12 protein-coding genes are annotated in these 16,382 nt (G+C 59.2%); 2 read left to right on the forward strand and 10 right to left on the reverse strand.

Annotated features, from left to right (window positions below; translation table 11 throughout):
• Positions 1–27: 27 nt before the first annotated feature.
• Positions 28–1,101 (forward strand): ribosome small subunit-dependent GTPase A, encoded by a 1,074-nt coding sequence (rsgA, locus tag PVT68_RS15210; protein ID WP_280319452.1) that lies wholly within the window; start codon positions 28–30, stop codon positions 1,099–1,101.
• Between the two features lie 118 nt (positions 1,102–1,219).
• Here rsgA and PVT68_RS15215 read toward each other — a convergent pair whose 3' ends face one another.
• The 5 genes from PVT68_RS15215 to PVT68_RS15235 form a co-directional block, all read right to left on the reverse strand.
• Positions 1,220–3,103, reverse strand: coding sequence for a DUF885 domain-containing protein (locus PVT68_RS15215; protein WP_280319454.1), 1,884 nt, complete (start codon positions 3,101–3,103; stop codon positions 1,220–1,222).
• Positions 3,104–3,470: 367 nt separating this feature from the next.
• The gene (gene dxs / locus PVT68_RS15220) at positions 3,471–5,402 is read right to left on the reverse strand and encodes a 1-deoxy-D-xylulose-5-phosphate synthase (protein WP_280319456.1); all 1,932 of its coding nucleotides are present in this window, start codon (positions 5,400–5,402) and stop codon (positions 3,471–3,473) included.
• Positions 5,403–5,620: 218 nt separating this feature from the next.
• Positions 5,621–6,508 (reverse strand): polyprenyl synthetase family protein, encoded by an 888-nt coding sequence (locus PVT68_RS15225; protein WP_407666156.1) that lies wholly within the window; start codon positions 6,506–6,508, stop codon positions 5,621–5,623.
• 21 nt (positions 6,509–6,529) lie between these two features.
• A complete protein-coding gene (gene xseB / locus PVT68_RS15230; RefSeq protein ID WP_280319460.1) occupies positions 6,530–6,781 on the reverse strand; it encodes an exodeoxyribonuclease VII small subunit in 252 nt (83 codons plus the stop codon).
• Between the two features lie 207 nt (positions 6,782–6,988).
• On the reverse strand, positions 6,989–8,536 hold the full coding sequence (locus PVT68_RS15235) for a PQQ-dependent sugar dehydrogenase (RefSeq protein ID WP_280319462.1): 1,548 nt from the start codon (positions 8,534–8,536) through the stop codon (positions 6,989–6,991).
• Between the two features lie 740 nt (positions 8,537–9,276).
• Here PVT68_RS15235 and PVT68_RS15240 point away from each other — a divergent pair.
• Entirely contained in the window at positions 9,277–9,864 is a 588-nt protein-coding gene (locus PVT68_RS15240) for an HNH endonuclease (protein ID WP_280319464.1), read from the forward strand.
• Positions 9,865–9,896: 32 nt separating this feature from the next.
• Here PVT68_RS15240 and PVT68_RS15245 read toward each other — a convergent pair whose 3' ends face one another.
• The 5 genes from PVT68_RS15245 to PVT68_RS15265 all read right to left on the reverse strand — a co-directional run bounded on the left by PVT68_RS15245 (position 9,897) and on the right by PVT68_RS15265 (position 15,499).
• Positions 9,897–10,922, reverse strand: a complete 1,026-nt coding sequence (locus PVT68_RS15245; protein ID WP_280319466.1) for a D-alanine--D-alanine ligase — start codon at positions 10,920–10,922, stop codon at positions 9,897–9,899.
• 42 nt (positions 10,923–10,964) lie between these two features.
• Complete coding sequence (gene mepA, locus PVT68_RS15250; protein ID WP_280319467.1) at positions 10,965–11,873, reverse strand: penicillin-insensitive murein endopeptidase; 909 nt, start codon at positions 11,871–11,873, stop codon at positions 10,965–10,967.
• An 86-nt stretch (positions 11,874–11,959) separates the two neighbouring features.
• On the reverse strand, positions 11,960–13,042 hold the full coding sequence (gene hisC, locus PVT68_RS15255) for a histidinol-phosphate transaminase (RefSeq protein ID WP_280319469.1): 1,083 nt from the start codon (positions 13,040–13,042) through the stop codon (positions 11,960–11,962).
• Positions 13,043–13,076: 34 nt separating this feature from the next.
• Positions 13,077–14,150, reverse strand: a complete 1,074-nt coding sequence (locus PVT68_RS15260) for an FHA domain-containing protein (RefSeq protein ID WP_280319471.1) — start codon at positions 14,148–14,150, stop codon at positions 13,077–13,079.
• Positions 14,141–15,499 (reverse strand): S1 family peptidase, encoded by a 1,359-nt coding sequence (locus PVT68_RS15265; protein WP_280319472.1) that lies wholly within the window; start codon positions 15,497–15,499, stop codon positions 14,141–14,143. Before PVT68_RS15265 ends, PVT68_RS15260 begins: the two co-directional genes overlap by 10 nt.
• Between the last annotated feature and the right edge of the window lie 883 nt (positions 15,500–16,382).

Raw genomic sequence — 16,382 nt, forward strand, 5'->3', positions numbered from 1 at the left:
GTGTTTCGGCGCGGAGCATCTGCGAGTGTGCAGGAAAACAATACCAACGGCGCTTCGACACTGCGGCAGCTGGGGTGGATACCGTTTTTTCAGCAACAGCTGAGCCTGGATGAATGGAGTGACTGTCAGCCGGTTCGGGTAATGGCCGTGCACCGCAGTCAGCTTGACGTGGCCGGGGAGCACGGTGAGGAACCGGTCCTGGTCAGTGGTGCGTTATTTGAAGACGCGCTGGAAAAACCCACGGTGGGAGACTGGCTGCTTCTGGATCGGCAAAGCCGCAGGCCAGTGCGGCGCCTTGAACGCAGCAGTCTGTTCCGGCGCATGGCGCCAGGTGCCAGGCAGGCGCAGTTGATTGCCGCGAATATCGATAACGTGCTGATCGTCTCTTCCTGTAACCACGATTTCAATCTGTCCCGTATCGAGCGATACCTCGCCCTGGTACGAGAAGCTGGCTGTCGCGCCTGCCTGGTGTTGACCAAAGCGGACCTGAGTGACGACCACGAGCAGTACATACAGGCCCTGAAAAAACATCGGGATTTGCCGTTGCTGCTGGTCAACGGGCTTGATCCCGCCACGTTGCAACCGCTGCGAGACTACTGCCGCAGTGGCGAGACCGTGGCTCTGCTGGGGTCCTCCGGCGTTGGCAAGTCTACGCTGCTGAACAGTCTGGCCGGCAGCGAGCTGGCGGCCACGTCCGGTATTCGCGAAGACGACAGCAAGGGCCGCCACACCACCCGCCACCGGGCACTGTATCCGATTCCCGATGGGGGGCTGCTGCTGGACAGCCCCGGGATGCGGGAATTGGGCCTGGCGGATGTCAGTGAAGGGCTGGCGGCGGAGTTTGCCGACATTGGCAAGCTCGCTGCTGCATGTCGTTTCAGCGACTGCGCACACGAATCCGAGCCCGGCTGTGCGGTACAGGCAGCCATCGAGTCCGGGGAGCTGGATGAGAGGCGTTTGCGGAACTGGCAAAAGCTGGAGCGGGAAGTGGCGCGCAACAGTAAGACGCTCGCGGAAACTCGTGCGGATGATAGGGCGTTCAGTCAGTTCGTCCGCAAAGTGGTACAGGAGCAGGCGCGTTCACGGAAAGGTGGCGAGTAATAGCCCGGACTGCGAAAAGCAACGCTGGAAGCGAAAGCAAAGTGGCGGCGATCTGCATTGCCGCCACTTTGCTGTTTTGCGCTGGAGTGTGGTTATCTCAGTGGTTAGAGATCAGTGGTTAGTTCAGCGCCGCCTGACCGCCGGCATCTGCCGCCGGCACGGACTTCGCTATCTGCCCACCCTGCACTTTAATCCAGCCGTTCATCCGGCTTTCCAGTAAATTCAACGGCAGCGCGCCCGCTTTCAGCAGGGCATCGTGGAACTGGCGGATATTGAAGTTGGTACCCAGGGCTTTTTCCGCGCGCGCGCGAATTTCCTTGATCTTCAATTGGCCGACTTTGTACGCCAGCGCCTGGCCCGGCCATACCAGATAGCGGTCGATTTCCACCACAATATCGTGCTCCGGTTTTGCGCTGTTATCCATAAAGTAGCGGATCGCTTCGTCCCGGCTCCAGCCCAACTGATGCATTCCGGTATCAACTACCAAACGCACTGCGCGCCACATATCGTAGGTCAAAGCGCCAAACTCGTTGTAGGGGTCTTTATACAAGCCGAGATCGTAGCCGAGGCTTTCGGAATACAATCCCCAGCCCTCGACAAAACCGGTATACATGGTTTGTCGGCGCAGCGGATGGATTTCTTTCTGCTCCTGCGCCAGGGCGATTTGCAGATGGTGCCCGGGCATGGCTTCATGCACGGTTAACGCTTCCATCTCCCAGGTTGGGCGGCTGTTCAGGTCGTAGGTATTGGCAAAGAAAACACCCGCGCGGCCAGCCTCCATGGAGCCCGGCTGGTAGTAGGCGGTGGTCTGGGATTTTTCTGAATACCCGGGAATTCGCTTAACCCCATAAGGCAGGCGCGGCAGCGTGCCGAACAGCGCAGGTAATTCACCGTCGATACGCTTGGCGATATCCCGATAATTCTTCAACAGGTCTTCTTTTGTCGTGTAGTAGAAGCGGGGGTCTGTGCGCAGGAAATCGGTAAACGCTTTAAAGTCCCCATCAAAGCCGGTGCGCTGGATGATCTTGTCCATTTCAGCGCGAATACGTCGCACCTCTTCCAGCCCGATACGATGGATTTCTTCCGGGCTCAGTTCTGTGGTGGTCTGTTTGCGCACCTTGTAGGCATACCAGCGGATACCGTCTTCATTTTTGGTAAATGCGGTTTCGGTGGTTGCGTTGGGGATGTAATCGCGCTCGACAAATTCCGCTAGCTGTTGCCAGTTGGGCACCAGAGACTTCTGATAAATCGTTTGTGCGCGGGTGCGCAGGCGGGCTTGCTGTGCGGCGGGAATACTCGCTGGCATATCGTTGAACGCTTTCAGCAGCGGGCTCTGTTTGCTGTCTGCGGGAATCAGTGCGCGGATTTGGCCTGGCAGGTCGCGCAGGGTAATTTGCGGCGGGGTGAGATTCTGCCGCAGCCCTTTTTCCATAAGGATTTTTGTCTGCTCGATCAGCCCGGGTAACTTTTCCAGGCGCGCGAGGATGTCTTCATAATCTTTGATGGTGCGTTTGGGCATGGCGCTGAGCAATGCGGGCACACTGCGCTGGATGCCGCTCATATGGTTGATGGGCAGCAGGTGCTCGGGGAACTGGTAGCCTCTGACCTGAAGGAGCAGATCCTGGTACAGCAGTTGGTAGTCGAGCTTTTCGTTTTCCGGCAGGTTGTTTTCGTCGATGTGACGGCTGGCCGCAAGGAGTTCACGGGTCTGGCCTTTGCGGCGTTCGATGCCTTTGTTGGATTGATCGGTCCAGTTGCGTTCTACACCGGGATAGCCTTCGTAGGTAGCGGATTCCGGATAGCTTTCCATGATCCAGCGGTAGCGGAGATCTTGCAGTGCCTTGAGTTTTTCACTGGCGCCCTTCTTGGGCAGCTCGCTCATGGCTTGTTCGAAGGCTTTTTGATCCATGGCCTGAACATTCAGGCTCGCAGCCAGGATGGCGATGGAAAACCCAAGACGCTTGGCGCTCAGAATTTTTTGGGCGGAATTGGAAAAGGACATCGTACTTCCTGTCTCTGTTTTATATTTAATGAGGTCGGTTGCAGCTACGAAGTGGTATAGCAATTCGTTAAGGCGGGACGCTGGGTAAAGCTTTCGGAAGCGTCGGCGACAGGGATGTATCCCCAAGGGGGCGCCTAGCTCGGTTCCGAAAAGCTTTACCCAGTGGCCCGACGCCACCGCAGTTCTTTCGGAGTCCAAAATTGGAGCTCTGTTCAGAGTACGGTGGCGGCCGGGCACCAGGGGCGGGTTTTCAGGACCGCTGTGGACCCATCCCTGGGAGCTTCGGCGCAAACATCCTGTTTGCGACGATCCTGAAAACCCGCCCCAGGCACCCAGCCTTAAGTTCGAGTTTCCGGCTTTGTAAGCGTTATATTGCTGCTGCCTGACCTTTTGACTGTGCTTGATGCATCTGAGTCTGGCGCTCACGGATTTGTTCTTCGATACCCTTGGCATCTAGACCAATTTCGGCCAGCAGTTTCGGGTGCTTGCCGTGTTCAATGATTTTATCGGGCAAGCCAAGTTGCAGCAGGGGTACCGGAACAATGCGCTGGTTCAGGTACTCGGATACCGCACTACCGGCACCTCCGGCAATGGTGTTTTCTTCCAGGGTCACCAGCAGTTCGTGGCTGTTGGCCAACTGGTCGATCAGCTCTTCGTCCAGAGGTTTCACCCAGCGCATATCCACCAGCGTTGCGCCGAGTCTTTCAGCGGCTTCGCGGGCCGGGGCAAGCAGGGTGCCGAAGCTCAGGATGGCGACGTTGCTGCCTTCCTGAAGTACGCGTCCCTTACCAACGGGCAGCGCGGTCATTTCTGTTTCGATTTCCACACCGGGGCCGGTACCGCGAGGGTAGCGCACGGCGGCGGGGCCTTTGTGCTGGTAGGCGGTATAGAGCAGCTGGCGGCACTCGTTTTCGTCGCTGGGTGCGGCGATCACCAGGTTCGGCAGGCAGCGCATGAAGGTGAGGTCAAAGCTGCCCGCGTGGGTGGGGCCGTCTTCGCCGACCAGACCGGCGCGATCGATGGCGAAGGTCACGTCCAGATCCTGTATCGCCACGTCGTGCACCATCTGGTCGTAGCCGCGCTGCAGGAAGGTGGAGTAGATCGCAACCACCGGCTTCTGTGCTTCACAGGCAAGTCCCGCAGCCAGGGTGACAGCGTGTTGCTCGGCGATGGCGACATCGTGGTAGCGCGCGGGGAAGCGCTCGGCGAAATCGACCATGCCGGAGCCTTCACACATGGCCGGGGTGATGGCGATGAGCTTGTCGTCCTGCTCGGCCATATCGCACAGCCACTGGCCGAAAATATCCTGGTACTTGGGGCCCTTTTTCCTGGGCTCTCCATTCGACGCCGGGGCCGCTGCTACCTGAACCTTGGGTTCCGGTTCCAGCTTGTTGAGGGCGTGGTACCCCACCGGATCTTCTTCCGCGGGGCCGAAGCCTTTGCCCTTGGTGGTGACAATGTGCAGTAACTGCGGGCCGCGCTGATTGCGCAGGTTGCGCAGGGTATGCACCAGGTCCTGCATGTTGTGGCCGTCCAGCGGGCCCACGTAATTGAACCCCAGTTCCTCGAACAGGGTGCCCGGGGTGATCATGCCCTTCACGTGCTCTTCCGTGCGCCGCGCCAGCTGCCAGGCCTTGGGAATGGCCGACAGAATCTTGCGGCTGCCCTCACGCATGTTCAGGTAGGTCTTGCTGGCAAGGATACGGGCGAAGTAGGTGGCCAGGCCGCCGACGTTCTTGGAGATGGACATGCGGTTGTCATTCAGTACCACCAGCATGTCTTTCCCGGTATGGGCGGCGTGGTTCAGGGCCTCGAAGGCCATGCCCGCGGTCATGGCGCCATCGCCGATCACCGCAACCACCTTGCGCTCATCCGGCGACCCCAGCGCCATGCCCAGGGCCGCGCTGATGGAGGTGCTGGAATGGCCCACGCCAAAGGTGTCGTAAGGGCTTTCACCGCGTTTGGGGAAGCCGGAAAGGCCGCCTTGCTGGCGCATGGTCAGCATCTGTTCGCGGCGGCCGGTGAGGATTTTATGCGGGTAAGTCTGGTGGCCTACATCCCACACCAGGCGGTCTTCCGGGGTGTTGTAAATGTAGTGCAGGGCGATGGTGAGCTCTACAACGCCGAGCCCGGCACCGAAGTGACCGCCGGTCTGGCCGACACAGTAAAGCAGGTATTCACGCAGCTCGCTGGCCAGCTGGGGCAGCTGTTTTTCCGGCAGCGCGCGCAGTTGGGCCGGGTCGTCGATCTGGTCGAGCAGTGGCGTGCTGGGGCGCGTGCGGGGTATTTGGTCGAACATCAAGGGTCCTGAATTCGGGCGTTTCGGGCTCGGTTTCCGGTGCCTGTTGGCTGGTGTTGAGCCCAAAGTATCAATTGCAACTGATAATGGTAGGGAATTGTATGCCCACAGGCGGGAGATTGCATCCCGCTTGCGGAATGCGCTGTACCCGGAAGTTAGGCAGGCCGAGCGGAGTCCCGGGGGGCAGCGCTGGCGAGAGCGCGAGAGGGTAACCGGGATCAGTGATCCCGGTGAACGATGTAATCCGCCAGCTGCTGCAGGATGGCAGTGTTGCCTCCCAGCTGTGCCAGTGCGTCGGTGGCTTCCCGGTGCAGTTCGTCGGCTTTGGCGCGGGCGCCGTCGAGGCCGAGGAGGGAGACATAGGTGGGTTTGTTGCGAGCGGCGTCGGCACCCTGTGTCTTGCCCAGTATCTCTGTGTCTGCGGTTACGTCGAGGATATCGTCCTGCACCTGGAACGCCAGGCCGATGGCCTCGGCATAGCGGGTGACGGCGGCAAGCTGGGTTTGGTCGGCCCCGCCGATCAGTGCGCCTATGCGAGCGCTGGCGGAAATCAGCGCGCCGGTCTTGAGGCGGTGCATCTGTTCCAGTTGTGCCAGCGACAGCGCCTGATCCACTGCGGCCAGGTCAATGGCCTGGCCCGCCACCATGCCGCGGGCGCCGGAGGCGTGGGCGAGTTCGCGTATGAGTTGAAGCTTGAGTTCCGCCGCCAGCGGGGCCGAGGCGAGCAACTCGAAGGCCTGGCATTGCAGGGCGTCGCCGGCAAGGATGGCGGTGGCTTCGTCGAATTGAATATGGCAGGTGGCGCGGCCGCGGCGGAGCTTGTCGTCGTCCATGGCCGGGAGGTCGTCGTGTACCAGGGAGTAAGCGTGCACGCACTCCAGTGCGGCCGCGGCTTCGTGGCTCCGGTCAGCGGCCCCGGTGCCGCCCAGGGTTTGCGCGGTCGCGTACACCAGCGCCGGGCGCAGGCGTTTGCCGGGGCCGAGGGCGGAATAATTCATCGCGGCAAACAGGGTTTCCGCGGCAGACTGGCCAGCGAGGGCGCTCTTCAGGGTCTGTTCGACCTGCAGGCTGGAGGACTGTAAAAACGCCTTCAGTTTTGCGGGCATTACGGCGGTGGAAGTGCTCACTTACTCCGCGTCTCCGGCGAAGTCGTCGTCGAATGGCAGCTCCTGGATCTTGCCATTCTCTTCCATCAGAACTTTCACCTTCTGTTCGGCACTGGCCAGTTTCTGCTGGCACTCGCGGGTGAGCTTGACCCCGCGTTCGAAGTCCGCGAGGGCCTCGTCCAGTGGCAGGTCGCCGCTCTCCAGTCGCTCGACCAGTTGTTCCAGTTCTTCCAGTGCGCTCTCGAAGGTAGCGGCTTTCTTTTTGGCTGCCATGGGATCACTTCTCTCTCGGCCTGCGTTATCGCCGGCAACCTTAGCCGCTGCGGGTATGGCGGTCAATTGGCGTTCTTTCGGCCGCGGCCAGAGCAGTGGTGTCGCCGCCCGAAATAGCGATGTGGCAAGCAACCGGCAGGGTGATCAGCGCCAAATTCCCCACCTTTAAACAGGAGAAACAGTCACCAGAAAGCTCTTGCGACGTTATCAGGGCAAAAAGTTCTGCATATTCAGCCCGGCTCCGTCGGTATTCACCTCCCGCTCCATCAAATAATGCGCCAGCGCCCGTTTCTGGCTGTTGCTAAAGCCGTAATTCGGCATGGGCGGCGTTGGGGTGTCGAAGTAATCGGCCAATTGTTTCAGGGTGTATTTTCGGCTCAGGTCTTTCAGCGGGACTTGCTGGTGGCAGTGGGCGCAATCCCGGCGCTCGTAAATCAGCGCGCCCTGGCGGGCGGCGTTGCCGTCGATAGCCAGGGGTTTTTTGGGCGCGCTGATGGGGGGGCGGCTGGTGATCGGGGCGTCGGCGTCGTTGAGCGTGGCGGAGCCGGGTTGTACCCGGTAGACGGCACCGGCGTAATCATCCGAAATATAAATATTGCCGCGCACATCCTCGGCAATATCCACCGGGCGGCCGTACACCGTGCTTTTATCCTCGCCCAGAAACCCCCACATAAAATCTTCCGCATTAATGCGGCCGCTCTCGTCCCAGTGCAGTGACACCACCTTGTAGCCATCCTTCACATCCCGGTTCCAGGAACCGTGCAGCGCCACCAGCGCGGATTCCTGATAGTGATCCGGCTGTTCCGAGCTGCGCAGAAAGTGAATGCCGAGAGGGGCATTGTGGGCGTTGAACTCAAATACCGGCGGCACCGAGCTGGCAATTTTTTGTAGCACTTTCTGTTGTGCATCGGCATCGGTATTTACCCCGAAATCCGGGTCCGGCACTCTCTGGCCGTTGGCGTAAGGCCAGCCGTAAAAGCGACCCTTTTCGATGCGGTTGAGCTCGCAGGGCGGGAAGTCGTTGCCGAGCCAGTCGCGGCCGTTATCCGTGGCGTAGAGGTTGCCGTCTCCGGGAGACCAGTCGAAGCCCACGCTGTTGCGTAAACCTGTCGCGTAAATTTCAAAATCACTGCCGTCCGGGCGGAAGCGCATGATGGTGGCGCGCTGGGGGTCGCTTTCGATACACACGTTGCAGGTAGAACCACTGGAAAGGTACAGCCAGCCATCCGGTCCCATACCCAGGGTCTTGGTCCAGTGGTTGCCGGTATCGCCGAGATCGCTGACGATTTTCTGGTAACTCCCGGCAATGCGCCCGTCGGAGTGATCGAAGGGGATACGGCCTACGCCATTGCTTTCGGCGATGTACAACCAGTCTTCATACAACGCCAGGCCGTGTGGGCGTTGCAGGCCATCAATAAGCACCCGCTGGCCGTCGGTTTTGCCGTCTTCGTTGCGGTCGTTCAATAGTAGGCTGACTTGGCCGAGCTTGGGTTGGGACACCAGCAGATCACCGTTGCGGGTCACCGCCATAAACCGTGCGTTGGCGACATCGTCACTGAACAGGTCCAGGCGGAAACCGTCCGCTACCTGCAAGTGGCGCTGTACGACTTTGTCGTCGGTACTGGCACCAAACAGCTGTCCCCAGGGCACATTGATACCGGGTACCAGGCCCAGCGCAATGGCGGCAATCAGCAGGATCAGTGCACAGAAACCAATGATTCCGACACGATAAAAAAGTGGCGCGTATTTAAACATCCTGTTCTCGATTTTCTTGAACCCGTAACAAAAGCAACTATAGTAGGCGTCAATGTCGCACAGGCGTACCAGTTGTGGAACGCGCCACTCTCCAGTTAAAACCCCTTCCGAAAAAAATGTGATATATATCACATGCTTGTAAGACATCTCTTACAACAACTTCAGCACTTTCCCACTACCGCAATTTTCCCCAACGACCATAATGTAATTGCAAGGACGAACAACGGACTGCAACGGCGGCAAGGACAGGTCACCAAGGATTGGTGACCGGGCTGCTAGCCTGAAAGGATTTGGGCACCATCCTGTGAGACGCACCGCTTGGGCCGGATTGCCCAAGCGGTGTTTTACGTTTGGGGCAGTGGAAATTCTGCCTGAGCGATTTCCCCCTGCGGCCGGTTTTGCCAAAACCGGAATTTTCTTTCCCGGCGTACTTTCAGCACTGGATTTTTCCAACTGTCTGGAAATCGTAACAATTCTCCGCTTTAATCAGCACAAGCTGCTCCAATTCATGTGACCGCGGAGGATGACGCATTCAGTAATTTATTGCTGCACTGGTATCTCGCGCAACCACCCTTGCAATATTGGTGGTCGAGTCCTCATCGGCTCCGGATTTCGCATCTCGCTCCCGCCGCTCCAGTTTTCCCCGAATTTCCCCAACGCTTTCGTTATTTTCAGAGCCCCGCCGGATCGCCCGCGGGGCTTTGCTGTTTTCGTGGCTCGCAAAAATGGGAGGTGAACTCGTGCAAGCACAAATCCTGAGGTTGAATCTCGCTGGGCAGCCGCTGGAATGGCTGAGCTGGGAAGAGGCCGCCTGCCTGTATGTGCGGGAGCTGGTCACCTGGACCCTGGGTGGTGTGGTGCAGACGGTACATGGCGGTATCAATCGGCTGGGTGAGCGCTCGACGCTGGATCTGGCCGCGATTATCGCCTGTGGGGGTGACCGTATGGCGCGCCCCAGAACCCGGCCACCCCTGAACAACCGGGCACTGTTTGCCCGCGATCAGCACACCTGCCTCTACTGTGGCAGCTGGTTCCCGGTTAGGGAGCTGACCCGGGACCATGTGCAGCCGGTGTCCAAAGGTGGGCGCGATACCTGGGAGAATGTGGTCACCGCCTGCCGCCGCTGTAACCAGCACAAAGGCAACCGCCTGCTGGAGCATATCGATATGGAATTGCTGGCACTGCCCTTCGTACCCAATGCGGCGGAGTACCTGGCGCTGACCAACAGCGCGCGGATTCGCGGAGACCAGATGGCGTTTCTGCGCAGCCAGTTCTCGCGGCCGCGACAGGAAGGGTGGCTGACAGATAGCCTGGGCCTGGCCAGCTGACTCGAGCTGGCCAGATGCGTGAATGGCCCCGCTTATTGAGAGGCCGATTGGACCGATTCGCGGATCAAGCCGCCGAGGTAGGTACAGAAATCATGCCCCTGATGTTGCAGCATTTTCGGGAACATGGAGATGGAGGTCATGCCCGGGAAGGTGTTGACCTCGTTGAGGTAAATTTCCCCATCCTCGCTGAGGAAAAAATCGATCCGCGACAGATCTTTCAGCTGCAGACCGATAAAGGCCCGTTTTGAGGCCTCGCGAATCCAGCCCAGTTGCGCGTCGGACAACCCCTCGGCCACCACATGGGTCAGCGCCCGGCTGCCTTCCGCGTACTTCTCCTCGTAACTGTAAAAAGTATCTTCTGGCGCGCAGACCTCACCGGGAGGCGTGATCACCAGCTCGCCCTCATAGGTATAGGCCGCCACTTCCAACTCGCGCACCTTGAGGCACTTTTCTACCAACACGTAAGGGGAAAGACGGAAGGCTTCCTTCAGGGCGTTTTCCAGCGCTTCTGCGGTGGCAGCCTTGTAACAGCCAACAGACGAGCCCTGGTTGGAGGCTTTCACAAATACCGTGCCCCATTCGGCGAGGGCATCCTGTGCCTGGGCGATTTCTTCCGGGGTATCGGCGCACAGAAACTGGTAGGGGGTATTGTCGATCCCGAGAGCGGACAGCCACAGTTTGGTGGTGATCTTGTTGAAGCAGATCTTGCTGGCTTCGGGGCTGCAGCCGTAATAGGGGAGGCCGAGGATTTCCAGCTGTGACTGCAGGTCACCGGTTTCACCGGGGTAACCGTGGATCGATGGAATCACATAATCCACCACCTGCGCACTGCCGCTGGCGCTGTACAGCAGCTTGTCCGAGCGAAGCTCGCGCACTTGTCCATCCCCATCCAGCAGCTGCCCATCGCCATTCATGGTGACCCGGGTCAGATGTATATCTGGCGCTCTGGCCAGTTCGCGCTGGATAAAATCCGCGGTGCGCAGGGACACCTCGTGTTCGCTGCCGCCTCCGCCGCAGATCAGCAGTACCTGGATGGTGTTTGCCGGCTTGTCACTCATTGCGTTCTCGTTATCTGTCACTGTTATTTATGGAGTCGCTGTTTATGGAGCCGCTTTATACCCGGCCGCCGTACCTGGCTCGCCAGGGGCGGCGAGTACCTGTGCGCATTGCGCCGGCATCACCGGTTCCTTTTTCGGCTTCTCTGGTTTGGTCGGTTTTGTGCCGTTCAAAATGGCGTAAAATTCTTCGCTAAACCACCAGTCCAGGTCGACATCGCAGGGCTTTCCGCGCACCGGTGCCTGGGGTTTACAGGTGTTGTCTCCCGGCGGGCAGTTCAGGCGCACATGGAAATGATAGTTGTGTCCCCACCAGGGGCGCACTTTGCGCAGCCATTCATTATCGTCCCCGGCGATCTGGCACATCTTACGCTTGATCGTTGGATGCACAAAAATACGCGCCACCCGCGGATCCTGCGAAGCCAGGCGTAGTATCCCGGGAATCCGCGGGTCCCAGTTGTCTTCCCGCAGTATATGTTTACGTTCGTCTGCGATGGGAACTGCGGAGATATTGTCTCGTTCCCAGGAGGTAAGCGGGCGCTCACCGGCGCGCTCGTCCTGAGAGAACCAGATGTCGGCATCCAGCCCCATCTGATGGCTGGCGTGACCGCTACTGAAAGGCCCGCCCCGGGCCATGGACATATCCCCGATCTGCAGTCTTCCCAAGCCGTTTTGATCCACGGCATTGGAAAAGTCCTTGAGGAACTCCACCAGATACGGATTACCGTAATGCCGGTTGCGCCCGGTACGCACCAGCTGAAACCCATCCCCCCGCAGTGGCATCTGCTCCGCACCGCTGAGGCAGCCATTACTGTAGCCGCCGATACTGGCAGGGAGCTGGTTGGAGGGTTTTTTTACGGCCTCCCAGGGGTTCTTGGCGAGGGCGGGAAGGGCCACACACAACAGTGTGGCCGTGAAAAATGCGCGATAACAAAATGGGGCTGAAGGCGACATAAATACTGCGGCTGTGTCGATTCGGGTTTCAGATTTAGTGCCCGGGAAATTATAGAGGTTCCCCTGCAGAGTTCTGTGGAAGAACCCTACAAAACCTCCCGACAAGCCTCAATCAACGCATCCATCTCTTCATCCGTACCAATGCTGATGCGCAAGTACTCACTAATCCGCGGCTTGTTGAAATAGCGGATGATGATGTTGCGCGCCCGCAGTGCTTCAAACAGTACTTCCGCAGAAACCCCGGGAGGCTTGGCGAAGATGAAATTGGCGGTGGAAGGGATGATGTCAAAACCCATTGCTGACAAGGCCGCACAAGTGTGCTCGCGGGTGGCAATGACTTTGGCGCAGTTATCCACAAGCCAGGCGCGATCGGCAATGGCCGCGGTCGCCACTTTCTGTGCAATGGAATCGATGGGGTAAGAGTTGAAGGAATTCTTCGCCCGGTTCAGCCCCTCGATCAAATGCGCCTGCCCCATGGCGTAGCCCAGGCGCAGGCCCGCCAGCGCATGGGATTTGGACAGGGTGTGGACCACCAGCAGATTCGGATAGCGCTCGATCAGCGACACCGCACTGTCGCCGCCGAAATCGATATACGCCTCATCGATCACCACCACCCGCTGCGGGTGCATCTGCAACAGCTTCTCGATATCCGCCAGTGGCAGATAGCGCCCGGTCGGCGCATTCGGGTTGGGCAGAATCACCCCGCCGGCGTTTTCGATATTGTAGTCGGCAACGTCGATGGAAAAATCGTCCCGCAGCGGCAGCTGGTGGCTGTCGATGCCGTAGAACTGGCAGTACACCGGGTAAAAGCTGTAGGTGATATCCGGGAACAGCAGCGGCTCCGGGCGCTGGAAAAAACTGTAAAACGCGTGTGCCAGTACCTCGTCGGAACCGTTGCCGACAAATACCTGTTCGGGTGTCAGACCGAACTGGGCGGCGATGGTGGCGCGCAGTTCGGTGGATTCCGGATCCGGGTACAGGCGCAGATGCTCGCCGATGCCTTCCGCTGTCAGCACGGCCTGGGCCTTCGGGGAGGGCGGGTAGGGGCTCTCGTTGGTATTGAGCTTGATCAGCCGCGCGGTGGACTTGGGCTGCTCGCCGGGAACATAGGGCTGGAGCTTCGCAACGGCGGGGCTCCAGAACGGGTTGCCTGTGGTTTGTTCGGTCATGGGTCACTCCTTGTGCGCAGGCCGGGCTGCTGGCCTAGCGGGCGGAGAGTTTATTATCTGAGAGCGCGGACTTCGACGGTTTGTCACCCTTGCCGGTACTTTTTTCTTTGTTGCCGTCCTTGTTGCTGCCCGTAACTTCCTCTTCCAGTGGAATATCAAACAGCTCCGGTGCGTCGGCGAGAAATTCGTCCAGTGGCACCGGTTTGCGCCACAGCAGCTCCTTGGACTTCAGTTCCTTCGACACCTGGGGGGAATCGTGAAACTCCGCCATCTTGCCGATTTCCACCGCCGTCGCGAACCCGAGAAAACTCCACGGCAGCAGTATCGATGCCAGCAACCGCCAGTGTGGCGCGATATTGAGGGCCAGGTAGGCCGCACACCACAACATCACCGGAACCAGAATCGCCAGCGCCAGAATATTCATCAGCGGCATGATGGCGTGCAGCGAGAAATTGAAATTCAGCAGGGTGCTGAACCACTGCCAGGCCGCGTAAGCCAGGGCGGCACTGGCGGCGATGGACAGGTGCGCGAGGAAGTGGGACTCGTGTTTCACCACCTTGCCGATAAACGCCCAGGCACCGGCATAGACCAGAAGCCCGATCACCGCGTTGGTGAGAATCTCTACCGCCTTGGTCCACTGGAACTCGCTGCGGCTGCCGAGGTAGGCCAGCCACAGACTGAGCCCGGCGACCAGCAGGCACAGGGCAACCGCAACCACCGGTGTGGCGATGCGATCGAACACCGTCTCCGCGGTATGCAGGGGAATGGCCGGGGCCACACTCATTTCCGTATCGATAAACCGGAAGTGGCTCTTGCCGATCTGCACCTCGTCGCCGCTCTGGATCTGGTGCTCGCGGACCTGGCGCGGCTTTACCGACTTGTCGCGGAAATTGCGCAGCAGGCGCACACCGTTGAGGCTGCCGAGGTCGCGCAGCAGGTAGCAGCCGTCCTCATCCCGCAGGACTTCCGCATGGACCGGGTCCACATGGGGGTCTTCCACCATTACCGCGTTGTCGTAACAGCGGCCGAGAGTGGCGCGTTCTTCTTCCATGCGGTAGCGGGTGCACACCCGGTGGGCACGATTGATTTCTTCGATAATCAGTGCCATTGAATTTCACTCGCAAACTTCTGGGTAAAGGCGCTGGCGGATTCCCGGGTGAATCCGGAAAGGGTGAAATGGCTGACCAGCGCGCGGTTGGACTGGTCGACGGTCAGGCTCACGTAAAACACATCGTAGAGTTCCGGGAACTCCTTGTAGCGGCGCACGCAGTAGGAGGTGCGCGCGATCACCGGCCCCTGGCTGCCTTTGGATCTGGGGGGCGTCGTTTCTGTTTCTGCGCCGTCTCCGTTCGCCTCCAGGGTTTGCGGGGGCGCGTTGCCATTGCGCGGGTGGCTGGTGAACTGCTGTTTGCAGTTGAAGTTGGTCACGTCTTTTTCCCCGGCGCTGTTGCCGGGGTAGAAACCGCTCATCTCATCTTCATAGGCGGCGTAAAAACGCGACGACGGGAAATCCTCATCGGACTCCAGCCAGAAGAACTCATACTCCACCCGGCCGGTATCAAATTCCTCGGAAAGGTACACCACATCCTGCCCGGTGCAGCCCTTGGCGATCTGTTTCAGGGGGTTGTCTTCATCGTCGGTGGAATTGCCCCAGCACTGGACCGAAGGCACGATTTCTCCCACCACCATCGCATCTCCCAGCGGGCGCAGCTGCCAGTCGGCGGCGAGGATCTGGTCGATGATACGCTGCTGGTTCTTGCGCAGCTGGCGGTCGATGATGGGGTGCAGCTCCAGCGGGCCCTCGCCGTTATTGGTGTCTTGTTTGAAGTCCTGCCAGAGGTCGATCAGCTTATCCACCGGCACCAGAAAGCTGATCTGGTTGCCCGCGGTGGCCACATTGATACCCACCACCTGGCCGCTGCGATTGATCACCGGGCCGCCACTCATACCGGGATTGATGGAGCCGGAGAAATGAATGCGCTGGTAAAAACTGCCGCTCGCGATGCCGTTGTAGGTGCCGGGCACGATGGTCATCCCGAGGTCCAGCGGGTTGCCCATGGATACAATGGTCTCGCCCTTGCTGGGGGGCGTCTGTGACAGCTGCAGATGCTCTTTGCCGGGCTGGCCCTTCTGGCGCAGGATGGCGAGGTCATTGATCACATCCACATCCAGCAATTCCAGATCGCCTTCCTGCCCGTCCACGGAAAGGTATTTGAGGCTGTACTTTTCCGGATCACTCACCGCCTCGGACACCACATGGTAGTTGGTGGCAATCAGGCCATCGGCTGAAATCTGGAAACCGGACCCCAGTCCCGCCTTGGAATTGGACGACAACTCGATCAGCCGTATCTGGTACAGGCTGCCGCGGTAATCGCTGTAAAGCTGCTCGTAACTCTGTGCCTGCAGAAAGCCCGCGTAACAAACCAGCGCGATAGCCGCGATAGTGGCGCGGAACAAAGCACTGACATCGGCACGGGCGGGGAAATGAGCGCGAAAAAAAGCGCGACAAGATGGGCGACAACAGGAGCGACAAGAGACGCGGAAATTCAGGCGCGAAAAAATTCTCGACATTGTGGATAAATCAGCGCTGTTTAATTTATGGGCGAAATGACCGCCGATATTACGGGATCGGCCGCAGGGCAACAAGCAAGCACCAGACAAGGCACAGACTAGCCCCCGCACAACGGGCACCGACTTCACAGTGTAGTGAAACCTCCCTCACCCTGTCGTATTCCGGCATATCGCAATTTATGGAAATTCCACCCCGTCATGCCGGACCCGATCCGGCATCCAGCGACAAACTCGCCAAGCACTCCAGGCTACAGCATCACGACGTACCCCGAATGACAGCGCAAATCCGGACAATCCATACCCCAACCGCACACTGTAATGGCGTGTAATGCGCTGTGATCGACCTGTAATAAGGTTCTGCGTACATTAGCCCCAAGGTTGAAGGGGACGCGATGCCCGGCCGTCACAGGAGCTGCGGCAAGGTGGATTGCAGACACCCCACTACCGGTGGCCGTCAAGGAAGACGGAACAGGGGAGGCGAAGGAATCGCCTTCCGCATCGGCAGTGGTACAGCGCCCTTCGGCCGTTTTGCCAATGGATTGGTAGTTGCGCGTTTCCGCAGGTATTAAAGCGGCGACGGGCAACAAATCAGGAAGACTTCGGCGCAAGCCGAACCGTCAGGCCGGCCCGGTAACCACAGAGCCTAGGAAGCCGGGATTGTGGAAGGGCCTGACAGAGGCAAGGATGCCTCATTTTCGCTCTTGATAGTGTTGTTGTAACCGTAGATGGCTGGGACCATCTGATTTATACCGGCAGTAAGCTCGCTTAC

Origin of the sequence: Microbulbifer bruguierae (genome assembly GCF_029869925.1) — a bacterium.
Taxonomy (GTDB): Bacteria; Pseudomonadota; Gammaproteobacteria; order Pseudomonadales; family Cellvibrionaceae; genus Microbulbifer; species Microbulbifer bruguierae.